Source organism: Paracoccus actinidiae, from assembly GCF_030863885.1.
Lineage (GTDB): Bacteria > Pseudomonadota > Alphaproteobacteria > Rhodobacterales > Rhodobacteraceae > Paracoccus > Paracoccus everestensis.
This window is the reverse complement of sequence record NZ_CP132956.1, coordinates 1,553,520-1,570,322: the sequence shown is the minus strand read 5'-3', so window position 1 is coordinate 1,570,322 and position 16,803 is coordinate 1,553,520. Positions and strand designations below refer to the sequence as shown.

At 63.3% G+C, this 16,803-nt stretch carries 13 protein-coding genes and 1 tRNA gene; 7 read left to right on the top strand and 7 right to left on the bottom strand.

Annotated features, from left to right (window positions below; genetic code table 11):
• Positions 1-253: 253 nt before the first annotated feature.
• Together ahcY and metK are read left to right on the top strand one after the other, a co-directional pair.
• Entirely contained in the window at positions 254-1,645 is a 1,392-nt protein-coding gene (ahcY, locus tag Q5701_RS07920) for an adenosylhomocysteinase (RefSeq protein ID WP_306754727.1), read from the top strand.
• A 3-nt stretch (positions 1,646-1,648) separates the two neighbouring features.
• Entirely contained in the window at positions 1,649-2,824 is a 1,176-nt protein-coding gene (metK, locus tag Q5701_RS07915; RefSeq protein ID WP_306754726.1) for a methionine adenosyltransferase, read from the top strand.
• 33 nt (positions 2,825-2,857) lie between these two features.
• Here the strand turns inward: metK and Q5701_RS07910 are convergent, their stop codons facing one another.
• Positions 2,858-3,328, bottom strand: coding sequence for a type II toxin-antitoxin system RatA family toxin (locus Q5701_RS07910; RefSeq protein ID WP_306754725.1), 471 nt, complete (start codon positions 3,326-3,328; stop codon positions 2,858-2,860).
• 79 nt (positions 3,329-3,407) lie between these two features.
• On the opposite strand from Q5701_RS07910, the gene Q5701_RS07905 reads away from it, so the two are divergent.
• The gene (locus tag Q5701_RS07905; protein ID WP_234855292.1) at positions 3,408-3,614 is read left to right on the top strand and encodes a hypothetical protein; all 207 of its coding nucleotides are present in this window, start codon (positions 3,408-3,410) and stop codon (positions 3,612-3,614) included.
• A 96-nt stretch (positions 3,615-3,710) separates the two neighbouring features.
• Here Q5701_RS07905 and ypfJ read toward each other — a convergent pair whose 3' ends face one another.
• Positions 3,711-4,556: a KPN_02809 family neutral zinc metallopeptidase gene (ypfJ, locus tag Q5701_RS07900; RefSeq protein ID WP_306754723.1), complete on the bottom strand. Its 846-nt coding sequence runs from the start codon at positions 4,554-4,556 to the stop codon at positions 3,711-3,713.
• 175 nt (positions 4,557-4,731) lie between these two features.
• Here ypfJ and Q5701_RS07895 point away from each other — a divergent pair, with 175 nt between their 5' ends.
• From Q5701_RS07895 to Q5701_RS07885, 3 genes are all read left to right on the top strand, one after another.
• Positions 4,732-5,196, top strand: a complete 465-nt coding sequence (locus tag Q5701_RS07895) for a disulfide bond formation protein B (protein ID WP_234855290.1) — start codon at positions 4,732-4,734, stop codon at positions 5,194-5,196.
• 116 nt (positions 5,197-5,312) lie between these two features.
• Positions 5,313-8,048 (top strand): DNA gyrase subunit A, encoded by a 2,736-nt coding sequence (gene gyrA, locus Q5701_RS07890; RefSeq protein WP_373568652.1) that lies wholly within the window; start codon positions 5,313-5,315, stop codon positions 8,046-8,048.
• A 50-nt stretch (positions 8,049-8,098) separates the two neighbouring features.
• A complete protein-coding gene (locus Q5701_RS07885) occupies positions 8,099-9,166 on the top strand; it encodes an AI-2E family transporter (protein WP_306754722.1) in 1,068 nt (355 codons plus the stop codon).
• Between the two features lie 4 nt (positions 9,167-9,170).
• On the opposite strand, the gene Q5701_RS07880 is transcribed toward Q5701_RS07885, so the two are convergent.
• The 4 genes from Q5701_RS07880 to Q5701_RS07865 form a co-directional block, all read right to left on the bottom strand.
• Positions 9,171-11,579: a DUF3772 domain-containing protein gene (locus Q5701_RS07880; RefSeq protein ID WP_306754721.1), complete on the bottom strand. Its 2,409-nt coding sequence runs from the start codon at positions 11,577-11,579 to the stop codon at positions 9,171-9,173.
• Positions 11,580-11,583: 4 nt separating this feature from the next.
• On the bottom strand, positions 11,584-12,615 hold the full coding sequence (locus Q5701_RS07875) for a cysteine synthase A (protein WP_306754720.1): 1,032 nt from the start codon (positions 12,613-12,615) through the stop codon (positions 11,584-11,586).
• Positions 12,616-12,695: 80 nt separating this feature from the next.
• Positions 12,696-13,751 (bottom strand): NUDIX domain-containing protein, encoded by a 1,056-nt coding sequence (locus Q5701_RS07870; RefSeq protein ID WP_306754719.1) that lies wholly within the window; start codon positions 13,749-13,751, stop codon positions 12,696-12,698.
• On the bottom strand, positions 13,748-14,599 hold the full coding sequence (locus tag Q5701_RS07865; protein WP_306754718.1) for a hypothetical protein: 852 nt from the start codon (positions 14,597-14,599) through the stop codon (positions 13,748-13,750). The genes Q5701_RS07870 and Q5701_RS07865 overlap by 4 nt, the downstream gene beginning before the upstream one ends.
• A 94-nt stretch (positions 14,600-14,693) precedes the next feature.
• Here Q5701_RS07865 and Q5701_RS07860 point away from each other — a divergent pair.
• Positions 14,694-14,783 (top strand) — tRNA-Ser (locus tag Q5701_RS07860).
• 427 nt (positions 14,784-15,210) lie between these two features.
• Here the strand turns inward: Q5701_RS07860 and Q5701_RS07855 are convergent.
• The gene (locus Q5701_RS07855; RefSeq protein ID WP_306754717.1) at positions 15,211-16,368 is read right to left on the bottom strand and encodes an alpha/beta hydrolase; all 1,158 of its coding nucleotides are present in this window, start codon (positions 16,366-16,368) and stop codon (positions 15,211-15,213) included.
• Positions 16,369-16,803 lie beyond the last annotated feature (435 nt).

The following is a 16,803-nucleotide window of genomic DNA, read 5'->3' as shown; positions in this document are numbered from 1 at the left end:
TCAAATTTTCAGATTCTTCTGACAACCTGCGGCAGGACGGGATGGCCCGTGCCGACCGCCGCGAAGGCTTGTCGCATCGACGGGGAACGTGCAGCGCACTGCCGTTCTCCGGGCTGCGGCGGATACTGGGGTTCCGCCGCAGCCGCAATGACCCTGTCCGAACCGGCAGGTGCAGGCAGGGTATTTTCGCTTTCGGTCGTGGCGGGCTTGGGCTATCCCATCCCCAACCACAGCAGACGAAAGACGAACCGCCGTGACCGATTACATCATCCGCGACATTGCCCTGGCCGATTTCGGCCGCAAGGAACTGGACATCGCCGAAACGGAAATGCCCGGCCTGATGGCATTGCGGGCGGAATATGGCGCGGCAAAGCCCCTGGCAGGCGCGCGGATCGCGGGCAGCCTGCACATGACGATCCAGACCGCCGTTCTGATCGAGACGCTGACGGCCCTTGGCGCCGATATCCGCTGGGCGTCCTGCAACATCTATTCGACCCAGGACCATGCGGCGGCGGCCATCGCCGCCTCCGGCGTGCCGGTTTTTGCCGTCAAGGGCGAGACGCTGGCCGAATACTGGGCCTATACCGACCGGATCTTCCAGTTCGCGGAAGGCACCTGCAACATGATCCTGGACGATGGCGGCGACGCCACCATGTATGTCCTGCTGGGCGCGCGGGTCGAGGCGGGCGAGACCGGCCTGATCGACACCCCCACCAGCGAGGAGGAAGAAGCCCTATTCGCCCAGATCCGCCGCCGCATCGCGGGAACCCCCGGCTGGTTTGCCCGGCAGCGCGAGGCCATCAAGGGCGTCAGCGAGGAAACGACCACCGGCGTCCATCGTCTTTATGACCTGCACAAGCGCGGACAACTGCCCTTCCCCGCGATCAACGTGAACGACAGCGTGACCAAGTCGAAATTCGACAACAAATACGGCTGCAAGGAATCCCTGGTCGATGGCATCCGCCGCGCCACCGACACGATGATGGCAGGCAAGGTCGCCGTAGTCTGCGGCTATGGCGACGTGGGCAAGGGTTCCGCGGCCTCTCTGCAGGGTGCCGGTGCGCGTGTGAAGGTGACCGAGGTCGATCCGATCTGCGCCCTGCAAGCCGCCATGGACGGGTTCGAGGTCGTGCTGCTGGAAGACGTGGCCGCCACCGCCGACATCTTCGTCACCACCACCGGAAACCGCGACGTGATCCGCATCGAGCATATGCGCGAGATGAAGGACATGGCCATCGTCGGCAACATCGGCCATTTCGACAACGAAATCCAGGTGGCCAGCCTTCGCAACCACAAATGGACCAACATCAAGGATCAGGTGGACATGATCGAGATGCCCTCGGGCAACCGCATCATCCTGTTGTCGCAAGGCCGCCTGCTGAACCTGGGCAATGCCACGGGCCACCCGTCCTTCGTGATGTCGGCCAGCTTTACCAACCAGGTCCTGGCCCAGATCGAGTTGTGGATCAAGGGCAACGAATACGCGCCCGGCGTCTATATCCTGCCCAAGGCGCTTGATGAAAAGGTCGCGCGTCTTCATCTGGACAAGGTCGGGGCAAAGCTGACAGAACTGTCGCGCGAACAGGCCGACTATATCGGCGTGACGCCCGAAGGCCCTTTCAAATCAGATCATTACCGGTATTGATGCATGGAATATTCACTGTTCACCTCTGAATCCGTGTCCGAGGGCCATCCCGACAAGATTGCCGACCAGATTTCCGACGCCATCCTTGACGCCATCCTGGCCGAGGATCCGCGCGCCCGCGTGGCCTGCGAGACCATGGTCAAAACCGGCGTCGCCATCATTTCGGGCGAAATTTCGACGAATGCCTGGGTCGATCTGGAAAGCATCGTTCGCGGCGTCATCAACGAAATCGGCTACACCTCGTCCGACGTGGGATTTGACGGCGCGACCTGTTCGGTCATCAACATCATCGGCAAGCAGTCGCCCGAGATCAACCAGGGCGTCGACCGCGAAAATCTGGAAGATCAGGGCGCGGGCGACCAGGGGCTGATGTTCGGCTATGCCTCGGACGAAACCGACGTGCTGATGCCCGCGCCGATCACCTATGCGCACCGGCTGGTGGAACGCCAGTCCAAGGTCCGCCGCGACGGCACGCTGAAATGGCTGCGCCCGGACGCCAAGTCGCAGGTCACGCTGCGCTATGGTGCGGACGGCCGCCCCGAGGGGATCGATGCGGTGGTCCTGTCCACCCAGCACAATCCCGAAATCACGCTGTCCGACCTGCGCGAGGCCGTGATCGAGGAGATCATCAAGCCGGTCCTGCCCGCCGAGTGGCTGAGCGACAAGACCAAGTATTTCATCAACCCGACCGGCAAGTTCGTGATCGGCGGGCCGGTGGGCGATTGCGGGCTGACCGGCCGCAAGATCATCGTGGACAGCTATGGCGGCATGGCGCGCCACGGTGGCGGCGCCTTTTCGGGCAAGGATCCCTCCAAGGTGGACCGTTCCGCCGCCTATGCCGGCCGCTGGGTCGCCAAGAACATCGTGGCCGCCGGCCTTGCCAGCCGCTGCGAGATCCAGGTCAGCTATGCCATCGGCGAGGCGCAGCCGACCTCGATTTCGCTGAACACCTTCGGGACCGAAACCGTGGCACATGACAAGATCGTGGCAGCCGTGCGCGAGGTTTTCGACCTTCGGCCCTTTGCGATCATCCGCGACCTGGACCTGCTGCACCCGATCTATCGCTCCACGGCCAGCTATGGCCATTTTGGGCGGCAGCCGTATCAATTGAACCGCGGAACGGCGTTCAGTTGGGAAAGGACCGATCGGGCCGAGGATTTGAAGGCGGCACTGTCATAGGATGGTGGGGTGGAACCCACCCCACTGCCTGCCCTACCCCGCCCCGTAAAGCACCTTTGCCCGCGTCTCGAATGCGCGCACGATCCGCACCATGGCCTCGTGGAACACCACGCCGATCAGCCTTTGCAAAAGCGCATTGCGGAATTCGAAATCCACGAAGAATTCGACATGGCATCCGCCGCCGGGCCGGTCGGTGAAGATCCAGCCGCTGCGCATATATTTGAATGGACCGTCAAGATATTCGGTGTCGATCTTCAGCGCGCCCGTGGCGGGATCGGCGGGCCACAGCACCACGCGGCTGCCAAAGCGTTCGCGAAACACCTTGAAGCTGATCACAAGGTCGGCGGCGATTTCTTCGGCCCCGTCGGGGCGCGTTTCGCGCGACCGGATGCGGGCGGCGCTGTTCCAGGGCAGGAACTGGGGATAGCTTTCGATATCGGCAACCAGGTCGAACATCTGCCGGGCGCTGTAGGGAAGGTCGCGGGTATCCTGATGGTGGGGCAATGGTATCTCGCAGGGTTCGGACTTGTCACGCGACCGGGTTTTTGATCGAGTCGCCCCGATCTAGCAAAAGGCAACGACCATGAACAACCTGATCTGGCTGCTGCGGGCGTCCAAATGGGCGCGCAACCCGCCAAGCGCACGGATGGTCCGCCTGGTGCTGCTGGTGGTCGCGGCAGGACTGGCCATTGCCGCCCTGGAATGGCTGAACCTGTGGCCGGACTGGGCGCGCCTGGAGGAAGGCCGCGCCCCCCGCATCCCGCGAGAGGTCAGCGGACCCGTGCCCTGACAGGCTGCGCCCGGTGTTGGCGCAGCGCGGCCGCGCCTAAGCCGATTGTCAGGATCATCATGATCGTCAGCATCGTCTTTCTCCTGTCTTGGGGCGTTACCGCCCCGCTGCCTGGAACGTATCGCATTGGGCCATGTCGCCCGAATTGAAGCCGCGCATCAGCCATTCCTGACGCTGCGCCGCGCTGCCGTGGGTAAAGCTGTCGGGAACCGGGGTCCGGCCGGCGTTCGACTGAATCACGTCGTCGCCCACGGCCTGTGCCGCACCCATCGCTTCCTCCAGATCGCCCTGTTCCAGCGTTCCGAAGCGATCCTGGGCCTGGCGCGCCCAGATACCGGCATAGCAATCGGCCTGAAGTTCGGTCAGGACGGATATCTGGTTGGCGTCGCTTTCGCTGACCTGAGAGCGCAGGCGATTCACCTCGGCCAGGGTTCCGGTCAGGTTCTGCACGTGATGGCCGACCTCGTGTGCGATGACATAGGCATAGGCGAAATCGCCGCCCGCGCCCATGCGGCTGGCCATCATGTCAAAGAAATCCGTGTCCAGGTAAAGCCGCTGGTCACCCGGACAATAGAACGGTCCCATGGCCGACGACGCGCCCCCGCAGGCCGATTGGACAACGCCGCTGAACAGCACAAGGCGCGGGTCGACATAGTCGATGCCCGCCTGTTCCGGCAGGAGCGGGCCCCAGACCTCCTCGGTATCGGCCAGCACGACGGATACGAACTCGCCCCATTGCTGGTCTTCCTCGGTCAGGGGCTGGCCTTGGCGGGACTGTCCCTGGTCAAGCCCCTGCACGACCGGGCTGATGTCGATGCCGAAGAAATAGCCGACGGCCAGGATCGCCAGCATCCCCACGATGCCGACGCCCCCCGCCCCTGCGGCGCCCATGCCGCGCCGATCCTCGATATTGCTGCTGCCGCGCCGTCCCCGCCATTGCATGAGCCGTGATCCCCCATTGGCCGAAACGGCCTTCCAGACCAAAACACGGGGCCGTGCCACAGGTTCCACGAACCCCGCATGGCCCGATGATCACAGCGGCGCGACAAGATCGCAAGGCGCTTGACGCGGGCGTTCCGGGGGACGATCCACAGGGCAAAACAAGGACGAGTGCACCATGGACGGACGACACCTTTCCCTGCTGGCCGGGGCTGGATCGGCGGGGTTGCTGATCGCCGCGCTTGGCTTTCAGGCGGCGGGCTATGCTCCGTGCGAATTGTGCATCCTGCAACGCTGGCCCCATGTCGCTGCCATCGCAGTCGCGGTGCTGGTCTGGTGGACCGGCAGGGTACGCGGCCTGGCCATCCTGGGCATGGTCGCGGCTGGCGTCGCCATGGGCCTTGCGATCTATCACACCGGGGTTGAACTGAAGCTGTGGGCGGGACCGACGCATTGTTCGGGGACCGTGGGAAACTTGGCGACCATGTCCGCGCAGGATCTGCTGACCCGGCTGAACGCCACCCCCGTGGTGCGCTGCGACGAGGTGGCCTGGCGGTTCCTGGGCCTGTCGATGGCCGCCTGGAACGCGGTGTTTTCGGGCATTCTGGCGGTGGTCTGGGGGGTGGCGGCGAAACGGGCCTAAGGTGGGGTTTCACCCGCCAAATCCCCCCGCAAACATTGCCCCCACCGGCCACATCACCTATATGTAACCCAACAAGATGTTGAGGAAATCCCGTGGCCGACACCCCTGAAGACGACTTGTCCGACACCCCCGAGGCAGGCGATGAAAACGGCGCCGCGACGCGGACCGTGATGCCCCATGACGGTCCGGTCATCGACATCAGCGCCGAGATGCGGACATCCTATCTGGATTACGCGATGTCGGTCATCGTCAGCCGGGCAATCCCGGATCTGCGCGACGGGTTGAAGCCGGTGCATCGGCGCATCCTCTACGCTATGGACGAATCCGGCAACACGCCCGACAAATCCTATCGCAAATCGGCCCGCCCGGTGGGCGATGTCATGGGTAAGTATCACCCGCACGGCGACGCCGCGATCTATGACGCCCTTGTTCGCATGGCGCAGGACTTTTCCATGTCGCTGCCGCTGCTGGACGGCCAGGGCAACTTCGGGTCCATGGACGGCGATCCCCCCGCCGCCATGCGATACACCGAAGTGCGCATGGACAAGCCAGCGAACTTCCTGCTGATGGACATCGACAAGGACACGGTCGACTTCCAGGACAACTACGACGGCAAGGACCGCGAGCCGACCGTGTTGCCCGCGCGTTTCCCCAATATGCTGGTCAACGGCGCGGGCGGCATCGCCGTCGGCATGGCGACCAACATCCCGCCCCATAACCTGGGCGAGGTGATCGATGCCACGCTGGAACTGATCGAGAACCCCGACCTGCCGACCGAGCGCCTGCTGGAGATCATTCCCGGCCCGGACTTTCCGACCGGGGCGCTGATCCTGGGCCGGTCTGGGGCGCGCAAGGCATATCTGGAAGGGCGCGGCAGCGTCATCATCCGCGCCAAGACGCATATCGAGGAACTGCGCAAGGACCGCTGGGCCATCGTCGTGGACGAGGTTCCCTATCAGGTGAACAAGTCCAGCCTGATCGAACGCATCGCCGAGCTTGCCAAGGAAAAGCGGGTCGAGGGGATCGCCTCGGTCCAAGACGAATCTGACCGCCAGGGCGTGCGGGTCGTGGTGGAATTGAAACGGGACGCCACGCCCGATGTGGTGCTGAACCAGTTGTTCCGCTTCACCTCGCTGCAAACCAGTTTCGGCTGCAATATGCTGGCGCTGAACGGCGGGCGGCCTGAACAACTGACGCTGCGCGACTTCCTGACCTACTTCCTCAGCTTCCGCGAGGAAGTCGTCGCACGCCGCACCGCATACGAACTGCGCAAGGCCCGCGAACGCAGCCATGTGCTGTGCGGCCTGGCCGTGGCCGTCAGCAACGTCGATGAGGTCGTGGCGACGATCCGGTCATCCGCCGATGCCTCCGAGGCGCGCGAACGGCTGATGGAACGCCGCTGGCCCGCGCACGAGATTCTGGAATTCCTGCGCCTGATCGACGATCCGCTACACCCGGTCAACGACGACGGCACCTATAACCTGTCGGAAACCCAGGCCCGCGCCATCCTGGATCTGCGCCTGCAACGCCTGACCCAGCTTGGCGTGCAGGAAGTGACCAGCGAATTGCAGCAACTGGCCGATTCGATCCGCGATTACCTGGCGATCCTGGGGTCTCGCGAACGGATCATGGGCATCATCAGCGACGAGTTGCGCGAAGTGCGCAGCCTGTTCGCCGTCCCCCGCCGGACCGAGATCACCGAATGGTCCGGCGACATGATGGACGAGGATCTGATCGAGCGCGAGGACATGGTCGTCACCATCACCTCGGGCGGGTATATCAAGCGCACGGCCTTGGCAGAATTCCGCAGCCAGCGTCGCGGCGGCAAGGGCCTGTCCAGCATGGCGACTAAGGAAGACGATGTCGTCACCACGCTGTTCGTGGCCAATACCCATACCGAACTGTTGTTCTTCACCACCGACGGCATGGTCTATCGCATGAAGACCTGGCGGCTGCCCTTGGGCGGACGGACGGCCAAGGGCAAGGCCATCGTCAACATCCTGCCGATCGAACCGGGTGTCTCCATCGCCGCGCTGATGCCGGTCGATGCGCCGGAAACGGAATGGGACAGCTATCAGGCGGTCTTTGCGACATCGGAGGGCGACGTGCGCCGCAATGCGCTGTCTGATTTCACCAGCGTGCGCACGAACGGCAAGATCGCCATGAAGCTGCCGGAAGGCGTGGAACTGGTCGGCGTGCGCATGGCCACGACCGATGACGACGTGATGCTGGTCACGGCATCGGGCCGGGCGATCCGCTTTCCCACGACGGATGTGCGGGTCTTCAAGGGCCGCGATTCGACCGGCGTGCGGGGCGTCCGGCTGGCCAAGGACGACCGCGTTGTCAGCATGTCGGTCATCCGCCACTTCGAGGCTGATCCGGCCGAACGCGCCGCCTATCTGAAGATGCGCCGCGCGGTGGCAGGCGCCCTGGACGACGGCGCCGAGGCGGATGAGGACGAGGAAGCCGTGGTCGAGGCCGCAATCACCCAGGAACGCTATGCCGAGATGTCCGCGGCCGAGGATCTGATCCTGACCATCACCGCCAATGGCGCGGGCAAGATCAGTTCCAGCCATGACTACCCGGTGCGCGGGCGCGGCGGCCAGGGCGTGATGGCGATGGACAAGGCGATGCGCGGCGGCGCCCTGGTCGCCAGCTTCCCGGTGGACATGGACGACCAGATCATGCTGGCGACATCGACCGGGCAATCCATCCGGGTGCCGGTTGACGGCATCAGCTTCCGGTCGCGCAGTGCGGGAGGCGTGCGGGTCTTCAACACCGCCGCGGGCGAGGAAGTGGTGTCCGTGGCCCGCATCGCGGAACAGGGCGACGAAGAAGCGGCAGAAGGCTGAAACACCAAGGCCCGGCGGCTGGCCGGGCCTTTTTCCATGCGAGGAACGGATTGACCCCATCCAGCGAAGACGTGCTGCGCCAACGGCTTCAGACCGGGTTCCTGGGTATCATCGCCTTTTCTCTGATCCTGTTTTTGCTGTTCCAGGCGCGCTTCGTGCTGATCTGCCTGGCCATTGCGATCATCCTGTTCTCGCTGACCACGGACGCGATCCAGGCCATTTCCTCGCGGTTGAAGGTTCCGAACTGGTTGGCAACGACGCTGGCGCTGATCGGCATCACCCTTGGGCTGATCTGGCTGTCCACAACGATCATGTCCCAGATCAACGAGGTGGTGGGCCGCGCCATCGCCTATACCGAATCCGTGCAGATCGCCCTGACTACGCTGATCGAGCGGTTCGGTCCCGACGCCCAGACCCGCCTGCTGGCCGTGCTGACGGAATTCAACATCACCGGCTGGCTGCGCTCGCTTGCGGGTCAAGCCTCGGGGCTGTTGTCGGGCAGCCTGCTGGTGATCCTGTTCGTGGGCTTCATGTTTGCCGAACGCACCTGGCTGCCTGTCAAGGTCGAACGGCTGACGGGCGATCCGGCGCAGGCCGTGCGGATCAGGCTGATCATGGCCTCGATCATGCGGCGGGTGAACCGTTACCTGGTGGTCAAGACCTTCGTCAGCGCGCTGACCGGGGCAGCCGTCTGGCTGATCTATGTGGTGGCGGGGCTGGAACTGGCGATGGCCATGGCCCTGCTGACCTTTGTCTTGAACTTCATCCCGAATATCGGTTCGGTCATCGCCTGGGGGATCACGGTCGCCCTGGCCTTTGTGCTGACCGGCGATTCGACCGCGACCATCGCAGTGGGCTTTGCCTGCCTGCTGGTTCATTTCGTGGTGGGAAACATCCTGGATCCCATGCTGACCGGGCAAACGCTGCAACTGTCCAGCTTCGGGATCATCCTGTCCCTGGCCTTCTGGGGGGCGATCTGGGGAATTGCAGGGGCTTTCCTGGCCGTGCCGATCATGGTGGCGGTCATGATCGTCTGCTGGCACATCCCCTGGCTGCGACCCGTGGCGATCCTGCTGTCGCGCGAAGGGCTGGCCGATATCGACACGGCCAGCCGCTGAGGGCTTACTTGCCGTCGTCGGGCAATTCGCGTTGCGCCACCTGAGCCACCTGCGCCGGGATTTGATCCTCGGCCTCGTCTCCAATTGGCAGATCGCCGTCCTTCCAGATGTCGCGGGTCGTGAATGGCATCCCGATGCCTTCCTGGACAAACCGTTCGACGATCTGGTGGTACACCTCGGATGTGACGCCAAGGCCCGATCCGATGTCGGATATCACCGCGCGGATTTCAAAGTTCAGCGCATCGACGGTAATGCCCCGGAACAGCACCGAAGGGGCCGGGTCGATGGTGACAAGGGGCTGATCCTCGATGATTTCCTTGAGAATGCGGTGGACCTTGCGCGTGTCGGTGCCATAGCTGACGCCGATGGGGATGATGATCCGGCCCGTCTTGCTTTGCCGAGTCCAGTTGATCACCGGCTGGCTGATCAGGTCGCTGTTGGGGACGATCACCTGCTGCTTGTCAAAAGTCTCCACCGATGTGGCGCGCACGGAAATGCGCTTGACGATGCCCTGCTGGCCGCCTGCGCTGATCCAGTCGCCCACGCTTATTGGGCGTTCGATCAGCAGGATGATGCCCGATACGAAATTCGACACGATGTTTTGCATCCCGAAACCGATGCCGACCGACAGCGCACCCGCAACAATGGCGAAGGACGACAGGTCAATCCCGGCCGAGGTGATGGCCAGAATCGCGGCCAGGATGATGCCGACATAGCCGATGCCCGACACGACCGCGTTCTGTCCGCCCGCATCCAGTTTCGTCTTGGGCAGGACGGATGTGCGCAAGGCCCCCTGCACCGCCCGCGTTATCGAATAGCCGATGGCAAAGACCAGCAGGAACATCAGCACCGCGCCCGGCGACAGGCGCACGCCCCCCAAGGTAAGGCCCTGCCGGAAGCGGTTCCAGTATTCGACCAGTTCGTTGCCCGAGGCACCCCAGATCAGCAGGAAGACCGGGATCGACAGCAGCACCAGGGCGAACCCGATCAGCAGCGGTGCCAACCCGTCCCGCGCCCCCTCCTGCCCGCGCTTGAGCATGTTGAAGACGTCGGCGATAAAGTCCTGCAGCAGGATCAGCACGCCCAGCAGCGCCATCGACTGTATCCAGGGCCAGATCAGCAGATTGCCGACATTCACATAGCCGATTGCCGCGGCGATCACCGCCAAAATGGCCAAGGGCCGGGTCAGCGTGCCCGCAAGCGACAGCACCCGATGGCGATAGCTGGTGTTGGACTGATCCGCCCAGGGCTTCAGGCCGCGCAGGATCATGCCCAGCTTGAACAGCAGGGCCGCGGCAATGACGATCAGGGCGAAGTGCCAGACGACGGCTCCGCCTTCCGCAAAGTCCAGCGGCACGCGCTGCAAGCGGGAATTGCGTTCGGCCAGGCCCGACAAGGGCAGAAAGGCGACCGAGGCGACGTGGTGGACCGCCAGCGCCATCCCCAACGCATTGACCAGCCAACGGGCCTTCTGGCGTTCATCATGCGGGACATTCAGCGTGTCATAGGCAACCGACTTGTTGGGAAACAACTGCCGTGCAAGCCAGGCACTGCCGAACAGGATCACGCCCGCAGCAGGCAGCGCATCCAGGAAAGGCCGGGTCCACAGGCCAAAGATGCCCGTCGCCGTCAGGGCGCTGATCAACAGGTAAACCCCGATCATCGGCAGCGCGATTTGCGCCAGCGACAGGATAAAGGCCACGACCCCGCGCGAATAATCCTTGGTCCGGGCTGACAGGCGCTGCGGCAGCGTGTCCACCCAGTATCGCCCCAGCGTCAACAGCAGCAGCGCCGCAATCAGATAGCCGGCCACCTGCGGCAGGCGCGGACGCAATTCCCCCCAGGTTGCCCGCTCCCCAATCCTCTGACTGGTGTTTTCCACGATGCCATTGACCAGCCGCGTCGTTTCCGACGCAGCCAGCAGCCAATTGGCAGGCAGCAGGGGCGAGGGAGAAAGCCGCGCAAGTTCCATGACCTGGCGTTCTGTCAGGGCCTGGTCGATCCGCCGCACGATGGTATCGGCGCGGCTGAATGCCTCGACCGCCGCAAGGCGCGGGGCTTGCAATTCGGAAAGCCGGGCCTGCAATTCCGACCGGCGCGCAGCGATGTCGTCAGGCTCCGTCTGACCTTCGGCAGGCGCAGGACCAAGGGCGGCGATCTGGCTTCCGATCGTGGCGATCGGATCGGCGTTGACGCCCTGGGCATCCTGGAACTGTTTTCGCCAATCGACAATGCGCGCCCGGATGTCGTTCAGTTGCGCGGCGGTTGTGTCGCCATTGCCGACCAGCTGTTCGCTTTGCGTGGCGATCCTGTCCCAGGTTTCGTAATTCGGAAGGACAGGATCCTGCGCCCAGGCAGGCGACATACAAAGGGCAAGGACTGTCAGGACGACAGCCAGGAACGCGCGGATCATCAGTTCAGCCTTGGTAAACTTCGGGAATGTCGGGCGCTTCGCGCGTCAGCCAGCCGGGCACGGGCAGCCCCTTGGCGCGCAGGAAATCCAGGTTGAACAGCTTGGTCTGATAACGGCTGCCGAAATCGCACAGGATCGTGACGATGGTATGGCCCGGTCCCATATCTCGGCCCATGCGGATCGCGCCCGCGACGTTGACGCCGGACGATCCGCCCAGGCACAAACCTTCGTATTCCAGAAGGTCGAAGACCACGGGCAAGGCTTCCTCGTCCGGAATGCGCCAGCTGTAATCGGGGGTGAAGCCTTCCAGGTTCGCAGTGATGCGTCCCTGCCCGATGCCTTCGGTGATCGAACTTCCGGGCGCGTCGAATTCCCCCGTCGTGTAAAAGGAATGCAGCGCCGCGCCTTCGGGATCGGCCAGGCCGATCTTTACGCCCTTGGGCTGAAGCGCCATGGCAACCCCAGCCAGCGTGCCGCCCGACCCGACGGCGCAGACAAAGCCATCGACCTTGCCGTTGGTCTGTTCCCAGATTTCCGGCCCCGTGGTTTCCAGATGCGCCCGGCGGTTGGCCACGTTGTCGAACTGGTTGGCCCAGATCGCGCCGTTGGGTTCCGTGCGGGCCAAGGCCTCGGCCAGGCGGCCGGAATAACGGACATAGTTGTTGGGATTCTTGTAGGGTGCGGCCGGAACCTCGACCAATGTCGCCCCTGCCAGGCGCAGCATATCCTTTTTTTCCTGGCTTTGCGTTTCCGGGATCACGATGACCGATTTGAACCCCATCGACGCACCGACAAGGGCCAGACCGATCCCGGTATTGCCCGCCGTTCCCTCGACAATGGTGCCGCCGGGACGAAGCTCTCCGCGTGCCACCGCGTCGCGGATGATGTACAGCGCCGCGCGGTCCTTGACCGATTGGCCGGGATTCATGAATTCGGCCTTGCCCAAGATTTCGCAGCCCGTCGCCTCGCTGGCATGGCGCAGGCGGATCAAGGGCGTGTTGCCGATCATGTCGGCCAGGTCAGGGCAAATTCGCATAAACAAGCAACCTTTCGGTCAGGCTAGGGTTCCGCGCTACCTACACAGGACCGCCGCCAAGGCACAACCCCGCCGTCTGGTCAGGCCATGCCCAGTCCCGCACGCAATGCCGTGTGCCGCAGCTCCAGCCACAGCGCGATCATCGCCAGCGGACCGTTTTTCACCTGCCCAGACATTGCCATCCGGGTCAATTGGGCGCGACTGGTCAGGTGGCCGCGGATATCCTCGGCCTCGGCTTCCAGGCCATGCACGCCCTCGATCCCGTCGGGCAGATCGGCGATGCCGACATAAAGATACAGGTATTCGCCCAGCACGCCGGGGCTGGGATAATGATGGATCGCCGGAAACAGTCGCGTCACCGTCAGGTTCGCTTCCTCCCGCGCTTCTCGCCGGGCGGCATCCTCGACCGTTTCGCCCGCATCGACGCGGCCCGCGATCGGTTCCAGCAGCCAGGGCTGCGGATCGGCGCGCACCACGGGTGCAATCCGCAGCTGTTCGATCAGAAGGACGCGATCCCGGACCGGATCCCAGGGCAGCAAGACAACCGCATCGCCGGATACAAGCGCCTCTCTCCGCAGGACGGGGGTCATGCCGCCTGCATGGGTACGGTGGCGCAGGCGGCAGACCTGGACCGAGAAAAAACCCGAATGGGTTTCATCGCGCGACATGATCTGCACATCGCCCGGCAGCCGCGGCTCGACCAATGGCGCGCCCGAATGAGGGCTGCCTGCCCCGCGCAGTTCAGACGCCGCCACGACCCCAATCATCGGCAACCGCGCGGCAATGTCATCTGGGGACCGGCCGGCTGGTATCGCGAGGATATGGCGCGCGATGGCTGTGGCCAGGGAGGACTGCGGCTCTCCCTCGGCGGTGCCATGGCCCAGGCCCAGGATCCCGTCCTGCGCCATCAGCCCCATCACGGCCGCATAGCGGGCCAGCGCCGCATTCGGCACGACGCGCATCGCGGCAACCGTCCCCTGCCCTGCCGCCAGGCGGGGCCATGCGTCGCGGTCGATCCCCGCCCGCGCGCCACCCGTCAATCCGCCGGGCAGGCTTTCGGGCGCCCCTGTCAGGCCAAACACATCCAGCATATCGGGCTGCGCCAGGATGCCCACCAGCAAGACCGTGTCGCTCATAGCTGGCGCCCCCGCAGTTCTGCCGCAGCAGCCAGGCCCATGTCATGGGATGTCTGCGCAAAGACCGCATCAAATCCCGCAAACATCAGACGCGACAAGGCCTGCCCCTCGGCCGATCCGGCATAGGCGATGTATCTATCCAGTTCCGCGTCCCCCAGCACGGCATAGGCATAAAACAGATAGGCGCCGATCCAGCCTTCGGTATCCGCCCGCAACCGCGATTCTTGCGCCCAGGCATCCCGGACGATCTCGCCGTCCGACAACGGCATCGCAAAGCCCCCGCCTGCCTGGAAGCCGCGGGAAAAGGCAACGGCGGCATTCAGACCACCGGCCACGTTCGGTTCGATCAAGTCGGCGACCTGGATCAGCCGGATGATCCGTGCAGCCCGGGGGTCACGCTGCCGGACCGCCCTGGCAAAGGCATGGCGGGCCGTTGCCTCGACATCCGCATCCAGCATCGCCACGCGGGCCGAAGCCTCCAGCGCCAGCACCCGCTGCCCGAAAACGGTCCCGTAAAAGGCCAGACCCTTTTGCACATCCTCCGGGCGCGCCGCAGGCATTGCCGCCGCCATGCCCGCCACGAACAGTGTCCTGATCCGGGCAGGGTCATAGATGGCGCGGATCCCATCCACCCAGCGGCCGGTACCGCCACGCGGGAACATGGCCGCAGCCATCTCTGTTCCTTCGGCCACGGCCTCGTCGCGCAGGATCGGCGCAAGGTTGTCCAGGCGCATCACCTCCCATACCGCAACGGCTGTCTGCTGGTGCTGCGGAAGGGGTGCACGCGGCTGCGCATGGCCCGGTCCGGCAAGGGCGATCATCAGGCAAAGACTCAGGAACCGCAGCATCAGATATCCTTTCTGGCACAAGTGTTTTTTTCGACAAAACCACTTGCGCTTCAACCCCCACCTCTCTAAATCCCCGCCTCACCACCCAAAGCGCGGAGAGGTGCCGGAGTGGTCGAACGGGGCGGTCTCGAAAACCGTTGAGCCTGCAAGGGTTCCGTGGGTTCGAATCCCACCCTCTCCGCCATTCTGGCGTTTCCAGCCGCGCTGGAACCCGCAGAAGTCATTGTTTGGTGGGCTTTCATTTCCTTGTCTCCGGGTGTTTTCTAATCTGCCAATAAGACCTGTGGGACATTAGGAAAATGGTAACCGGGATCTGTTGCGGGCGGAAAGCAGCGTTGTCCCCATACTGACCGGCCGGAGAGTACCTGACACGCCTTCTAGTCTGGTTGAGGCAGATGAAGGCGCGGCGGGGATCGCGAAAGCCTCTTGGATGTCGGCGCGCCGCTTGTTGGCCGACACCCCGGCGGTGTCGGCCCTGCCTGTGGCTGCTGTCCATGCCTCGCCGGGCGTGAAGGCGCGCTTCCGGCATTCGCTCCAGTGGGGATGATACCGGCCTTCTCGGCGTGAAGCGTGTGGGGCGCTTGCGCGGAGGACACCCCAAAGGCTCGCGCCTAGAGCAGCAAGTCGTCCGCGCTCAACTGGTGAATGCCTTCGATCCTTCCTTTGGCCTCGTAGAAGGTATCTCCATCCGTGTTGAGATAGATATAGGTATCGCCGTCATAATGACGCAGCCGGATCTGAGCGCCATCAGTCGTAAAGGCTTTCGTGCCTGCAACACCAAGAAAATCAAATGCCTGATCGCCAGCTTTTCCCATGTTCGCGTCAATGCCGCTGAAGTCGAACACATCGCCCTCGACATAGTCCTTGATGATCGAACCGTGCCAGTCCGCTGAAGTCTCAAATTCGTATGTCTTGCTCGGCACAGAGATCGAAGGGGCGTCCTCGCCCGTGCGTCCGTCGAACGCCTTCTGAAATTCGGGAGCGTTGAGCATATTGCGCTCGGAATGGGCCACCCCTTCGGCGACGACAAGTTCCCAATTGAATTGCCATCCCTTGGCCTCGGCAAGATCCTTGGCCTCGTTGAACACGACATGGGCTCGCTCCAGGCGGTCGTCGCCTTGCCGCATTGCGGCGGACCCGCCCGACAGTTGTGGCGCGTTCGGATCGTTGTCCTTCGAACCTGCATAGATGGTGACCGGATCGGCCAGATAGTCCCTGAGATAGGCTTCCTGTTCGGCCGATGTCATGTTTCCGTCGAAGCCATAGGGCATATCCTCGGTCAGGCTGGCACGGACATGCGTGGACGGGTTGGCAATGATCATCTTGTCAAAGACATCCGGTCCAAAGGCTGCGACACGGCTCAGGAACTGAGCGCCTGCGGAATGACCAAAAGCGATGGTTTCGGCTCCTGGAAGGTTGCCGATCTTTGCGTGGGCCCATTCGGCAATGTCATCCACAAGCGAGACGGTCCAGTCTTCCTTTGGCAAGAGCTTGCCGTTCGCGGAAAACAAGCCGCCCCGATTGTAGTCGGAAGACGAGAAGTCCTTCTCCTCAAACATCGGGGCCACCACGTACAGTCCATGCTCGTTCGCAACCTTGATGGCCGTGTCGCGAGCGGCCTCGGCATTGCGGCCGGCACCATGGAAATTCAGCAACACGCCCTTGATCTCTCCATCAGGGCGATAGGTGAAGGTCTTAAGCGGCGTACCATCATAAGTTACTGTAAGTTCCTGTTTCCCCAAGGGAGCAGCAGGCAAATTCAACGTCATTCCTGGATCATCCTTCAAGATTTTCGAGCTGGGCGGTTTGCTGGACCCCACTCACATGAAACCGCGTATTTTCTGAAAACGGCTCCACACTGCTGCAATCGATACTGCACATCATAAACAACTTAAGGTTGTATTAATAAGCAGTAGCTTTTGTTCCTGCAAAGGTTCCTGTCCCCCCAGGGCATCGCTGAACTCATTCCAAAGCCCGGCAGGCGGCTGACCAGCCAGGCTGAAAGACAGCATCTGCGGGTTATCAGATATCCCGCAGCACTGGCCTCTTGGCAGGCAGGCAAACTCCGGCTTCCCGGCAGTACCCGACATTCGTTGTAACAAAGGCAGCGTTACCGTCTCCGTTACAGTTGCCGCTGAGGGTTATTTCCCAGGAAAACACCAAGGGCAATCGCCGCCGTCGGCAGGGGGCGTATTGCTGCCGAC